The sequence below is a fragment of the Veillonella montpellierensis DSM 17217 genome (genome assembly GCF_000426745.1).
Taxonomy (GTDB): Bacteria; Bacillota; Negativicutes; order Veillonellales; family Veillonellaceae; genus Veillonella; species Veillonella montpellierensis.
The window spans coordinates 117392-123391 of sequence record NZ_KE384564.1; the positions used below are offsets into that span (position 1 = coordinate 117392).

4 protein-coding genes and 2 pseudogenes are annotated in these 6000 nt (G+C 42.6%); 2 read left to right on the forward strand and 4 right to left on the reverse strand.

Translation table 11 applies throughout. The features are described from left to right. Window positions 1-74 precede the first annotated feature (74 nt). Both K357_RS09255 and K357_RS0108280 read right to left on the reverse strand, forming a co-directional pair. Window positions 75-1349, reverse strand: a complete 1275-nt coding sequence (locus K357_RS09255; protein ID WP_051212181.1) for an MFS transporter — start codon at window positions 1347-1349, stop codon at window positions 75-77. A gap of 241 nt (window positions 1350-1590) precedes the next feature. Next, window positions 1591-2007: an RrF2 family transcriptional regulator gene (locus K357_RS0108280; RefSeq protein WP_028258273.1), complete on the reverse strand. Its 417-nt coding sequence runs from the start codon at window positions 2005-2007 to the stop codon at window positions 1591-1593. Between the two features lie 294 nt (window positions 2008-2301). On the opposite strand from K357_RS0108280, the gene K357_RS0108285 reads away from it, so the two are divergent. Beyond that, the gene (locus K357_RS0108285; protein ID WP_028258274.1) at window positions 2302-3669 is read left to right on the forward strand and encodes an NCS2 family permease; all 1368 of its coding nucleotides are present in this window, start codon (window positions 2302-2304) and stop codon (window positions 3667-3669) included. 469 nt (window positions 3670-4138) lie between these two features. Further along, window positions 4139-5488, forward strand: a complete 1350-nt coding sequence (locus tag K357_RS0108290; RefSeq protein ID WP_028258275.1) for an amino acid permease — start codon at window positions 4139-4141, stop codon at window positions 5486-5488. Between the two features lie 22 nt (window positions 5489-5510). On the opposite strand, the pseudogene K357_RS09990 reads toward K357_RS0108290, so the two are convergent. After that, window positions 5511-5720 (reverse strand): annotated as a pseudogene (locus K357_RS09990) (hypothetical protein); the annotation flags it as partial. Between the two features lie 149 nt (window positions 5721-5869). Continuing rightward, window positions 5870-6000: pseudogene (locus K357_RS09995) on the reverse strand (IS200/IS605 family transposase); the annotation flags it as partial.

Below are 6000 nucleotides of genomic sequence, written 5' to 3' on the forward strand. Positions count from 1 at the left end.
GCCTCTTACTGTGCCACCATGTCACAACGTGAGTCTAGCCGAGAAACGTCTAACATACATTACGTAGCAATGATTTAGCGACTACTACTTTCACGAGTACACGTTTCATAGGTAATTAATTGTTTCGTCATGAACGACATGTAGAGCAATAAGGCCCCAGTAATGGCGAACATTGGTGAAAATCCTAACAACGTAGTAATGACGCTGGCAAATAATGGCCCTATCATGCTACCAAATTGTTGTGCCATCGTCGCCATGCCAAACATACGACCGCGGAAACTCGCCTCTGTATGGAGCGTAACCGCCGTACTCAAGGATGGGTTAATGCCTACAATACAACAGCCTACTAAAATTTGTAAGGCGCCGAACCAATAAATACCTAGTGGCAACGCTTGTAATAAAAGTACGACCCCCGTACCAGCTAAGCACCAAGAGATAACTTGGAAATAGCCTTTATGTTCTCCTAAACGAACCCAGAAACTAGTAGTAACAGAACCTGCTAAACCGCCAACACTCAAAATGGTACCGGAAATCATCGCCGCATGTTCCATGGATCCTTCCATTTCGCCTACGAACAAGGCCAAAATTGGTTGCAACATCAAAATGGCACATTGCATGGCAAAATATACCCATAATAACCGCACCAGTATATGGTTACTGCGAATCTGTTTCCAGTCGTCTAACAAGGATGTGGAGTGTTTCTTAGTGGCAGATGCTTCCTCATCAGTCTGATTCGATTGTAACGCTTTCGACGCCACATTCGGTTCCTTTACCCAAAACGCCACCGCCAAGGTGGATAGAATGACAATAACACCCGACACATAAAATACGGGGCGCATGCCCACTAAACTTTCTACAAAACCACCTAGAAATGGGCCAATGACATTCCCCAGTATAAGCCCCGTCTGAAAGATGCCGAGCGCCTTTCCTACCCGTCTTTCACTAACGCTAAGCGATACGAGGGTCATCGCCGCTGGCATGAATCCGTTAGCAAATCCTTGAAAAGCACGCCCCAAGAGTAGTTGCCATGGGTTGGTAACGAGGCCGATGAGTACGTAGGAAATACCGATCGCAATGCCTGCACGAATGGCCATCATTTTTTTGCCTCGTGCATCCGCCATTTTGCCCCAAATCGGTGCCATAATCCCAGCGATTAAAAAGGTGATGGAAAAGACAACACCTGACCACATGGCCACACTGCCTTGTGATACGCCTAATTCTAACAAGTACACTGGCAAAAATGGCACTAGCATGGTATAGCACACAGCCAACGCCGACATGGAAATGGTTAATATCCAAACGTTTTTCATGCCCCCTAATTCTTTATCTTCTAAATAGTCTTTGTTCATACAATCTCTCCTTCTATCCACTACATCTATCACACTTTATTTCTATCTAATCGCATTACACTATAAGAGATGTATAACCTATCCTAGGAATATGTGAATAAAAAACAGTGATATACTATCTTATAGACGTATACCACTATTCACATGAAACCTGCAAGGGTAACAGTTAAACTGCTTTCTTCCTCTAGATTGCATAGATTGCAACAGGGCCTATTCACATATTAATTTGTAGGCACTCGCACTATACAGAAAATTTGCGATCCATCACATCTTGCAAACTAATTTCTTCCATACATTCACGAAAACGAAGCTGCAAATGTGTCCAAAGTGGCATCGTTAAACAGCTATCTGCACGAGGACATATATCTGCATCATCTTCTAAACAAGCCACTAAGGCGATGGAGTCTTCCGCCGCATTTAGTATTTCGTAAACGTTGTAATCTTTTGGTTCCCGCGTTAAGCGATAGCCACCATACTTGCCGCGACCACTCTTTACAAATCCCGCAGCACTCAACCGAGCTACAATGCCTTCTAAATATTTATCTGAAATTTCTTGACGTTCTGCCATTTCACGAATGGATACATTTTTATCTGTTCCATGCTCTGCGATGTCCGCCAAGACACGCAATGCATACCGTCCCTTTGTGGAAATCTTCATAATCTAAACCTCTATTCACAATCAGCTAATATACAGTATATCGATATGGGGCTGAATCGGTATCATTCCCATCCATATCCTGAACGATGCGCAATACAATCATTCATTCGTTACTGTTCTATTATAGCATAAATTCCAACAAGTTAGATATGTATTTATAAAATAAATTCCCCTCCATCACTGTATGGGTCGTATCGAAGAATCCTTAGTAAACCATAATTTACTATATACGAAATAGGGTAAGCATGCTACAATAAGATATATTTACGAACAATTTTGCTAGGAGGGTAAAAAATGTTAGAAAAACTTTTCTCGTTACGAGAAAGAAATACGACTGTTAAAACAGAAATCATTGCTGGATTAACAACATTTATCACAATGGCCTATATTTTATTCTTAGCGCCTAACATCTTAGGTATTGCCGGCATGGACAAAGATGCGGTCTTAATCGCTACTGCACTCGGCGGCGGTCTAGTAACCATCGCTATGGGACTCATCGTCAATTATCCCATCGCCTTAGCCCCTGGCGTAGGTCTATTAGCATTCTACGCATTTACCGTAGTATTAGGCATGCATATTCCATGGCAAACTGCCCTAGGTGCCGTTTTTATATCGGGCATGGTCTTTCTCGTATTAACGCTCACTTCCATTCGACAAATGATCGTAAAAGGCATTCCCGCTTCCATGAAAATAGCCATCACCGTAGGTATCGGCTTATTTATCACGATTATTGGATTAAAATTATCAGGACTGATGACCGTATCCCTATCGTTAAGTCCAGAATCAATGGCCGCACTCAGTCAATCCCACGGTTCCCTAGTGCCACCAGCGTCTGAAACCTTGCTAACGCTCGGTAACTTTCACGATCCTCATACATTGCTATCCTTATTTGGCGTTATTATTACCGGTTTATTAATGGCACGCAACGTACAAGGATCCTTACTCATCGGTGTCATCGTTACCACTATCGTGGCGCATGTAACCGGAAATGCTACCATTCCTGACAACTTTACTTGCCTCGCTATCCCCGACATGAGCAAAGCGGCGTTTTTTGAATTGGATATACCGAACGCCTTTCATATGGGCTTAATCACCATCATCTTTTCTTTCACCTTTGTGGAATTATTCGATTCCATGGGAACATTAATCGGCACCGCTACCAAGGCGAAGATTGCCGATCCTAAAACGGGTTCTTTCCCAGGCCTTGGCAAAGCTATGACCGTAGACGCTATCGGTGTCAGTGTCGGTTCTTTACTCGGTGCTAGTACGATTACCGCCTTTGTGGAAAGTACGGCAGGTGTTGGTGCCGGAGGACGCACGGGTTTAACCGCAGTGACTACTGGTATTCTATTTCTATTATGTCTCTTCTTTACCCCATTAATCACCATCGTACCAAGTTGTGCTACATCACCAATTTTAATCATCGTCGGTGCCTTAATGATTGGTGCCATTCGCGATATCGACTTTGACGATTGGACAGAAGGGTTCCCTGCATTCCTAGTCATTACCTTAATGCCATTCACCTACAGCATTGCTAACGGTATCTCTGCAGGGCTCGTTATCTATCCACTTGTTAAGCTCATCACTGGACGCGCTAAGGAAGTCAACTGGATTATGTACGTACTCGCCATCTTGGTGTTAATTCGTTATATTGCCTTTTAAAAGCTCACGCATTACACGCCTTAGATATCAAAGCACAATAGAGCCTACCGTACTCTCCTGTTATAGATGCTACCGTTCATCCCTTTATACAAGTATCATCTATGACAAGTGCACGTATCACACACCTATTCACACTTTTACATACTCGTACCATAGGCTATGATACAAGTTATGATTGAGTGATGTCCTATGGCGCGATTGAATCGTCAAATAGGCTCTGACCGCCTCGTATCCATTACAATCATAGTACATGTCTGATTGCCTATGTAGGAACTACATATCACCGCCCCGTGCCACTATACCCATTAGTAGCACGAAGCGGTGATATTTTCTTATAAGGCCTATCGCCGTAATACCTATGAGAAAATATAAATTTGTATTTCTCAAAAATACATTTGACTTTTATCGGTGGATACTTTATCATAAAACAATATAGTCATATACTTCATAGTAAAGAGAGGTCTCTAATATGTCAGAAGAAGAAACGTTACAACGGGGTTTAAAAAATCGGCACGTGCAACTACTCGCCATTGGTGGTGCCATCGGAACTGGTTTATTTTTAGGTGCTGGTCGCGCCATCCACTTAGCAGGGCCTTCCATTTTACTCGCCTATGTCATAACTGGTCTTATCTGTTTTTTTGTCATGCGCGCCTTAGGCGAGCTTCTACTATCCGATGTGAGTAAACATTCTTTCATCGACTTTGTAGAAATGTATTTAGGCGATCGGGCCGCCTTTATCACTGGTTGGACCTATTGGTTTTGTTGGATTTCTCTCGCCATGGCCGATTTAACCGCCACCGGTTTATACTTTCAGTTTTGGTATCCGTCCATACCGCAATGGATCCCTAGTTTAGTCGTACTCATTCTATTGGTAACCATGAACTTGCGCGCCGTTAAAAATTTTGGAGAAATGGAATTCTGGTTTGCCCTCATCAAGGTCATTGCCATTATCGCCCTCATCGTCATCGGCCTACTTATGATTGGTCAAGGTTTTTCCACCAATGTTGGCCCTTCTTCTTTCGTCAATCTATGGAGCTATGGTGGATGGTTTCCCAATGGGTATGAAGGATTTATTTTATCCTTTCAAATGGTCGTATTTGCTTTCACCGGCATCGAATTGGTCGGCTTAACCGCTGGGGAAACCAAAGATCCTATGAAAGTCATTCCACAAGCGATCAACAACATTCCCCTACGTATCATCCTATTCTATATTGGTTCCTTGGCGATCATTATGAGTATCTACCCTTGGACGGCTGTTGATCCTGCCAGAAGTCCCTTTGTAGAAGTATTTAAAGCAGTGGGCATCGTATCCGCCGCAGCTATTGTAAATTTTGTAGTTCTCACATCGGCTGCATCGGCTTGTAATAGCGGTATTTTTAGTACAGGGCGCATGATTTACGCCTTGGCAAAGAAAGGATATGCACCTAGTGGCATGCAACGATTGACGAATAGTCACGTACCTTTTCAAGCTACTATTTTTTCTGCCTCCATTCTATTGATGACCGTCATATTAAACTACGTCATGCCAGAAGCTGTATTTGTCATGATTACTAGTATTTCCACGTTCTGCTTTATGTTCATTTGGGCCATGATGGTAATTTGCCATCTCAAATACCGATGGCAACGCCCTGAATTAGCACGGACAAATCCGTTCAAAATGCCTTTCTATCCGATTATGAATTATCTGATTCTAGCATTTTTTGTGGGCATTCTCATCATTCTAGCTATCAGCGAGGAAACACGTATCGCTCTACTCTTTACGCCCGTATGGTTCATCATCCTATGGACATTCTATTCCATGATTAAGCCGAATGACTGAGGGATCCTATCCCTAATAACCGTCAAAATATACCAGTCAGCATATACCAGTAGCAGTTGATTATCATCCTATTCATATCTTCGTCTACACAAGAACAATCATAATTATTCAAATCACGCCATACAATGGTATCTCCCCATGTTGGGATCGAGTTGTCTAACATGGATTGTATAATCATGGTATTATATATATCAAAGATACTTTTATTGGTCGGCATAACCTTAAGTATTTCTTTCAATCATAACCACCCGTAGAACGGGTGGTTTGCTCTGACCCTATAAGGGTCTTTCTCTAGTGGTAGCCCTCTAAAGAGGGCATTGAATGATCTGACAACCACTCTATTACCACTGGCTGCCCCCTACTCGGGGGCTTTTCTTTTGCCTATTTTACTGGCTCACCCGTAAACGGGTCGGTATACTCTTTAAAGTTTAATGTATCTTGTGCTATATCTTCTTGTAGTTGATTGCGAATATACTCTTTTATTGCTCCTTCATATCGTCCTACCGTATCCA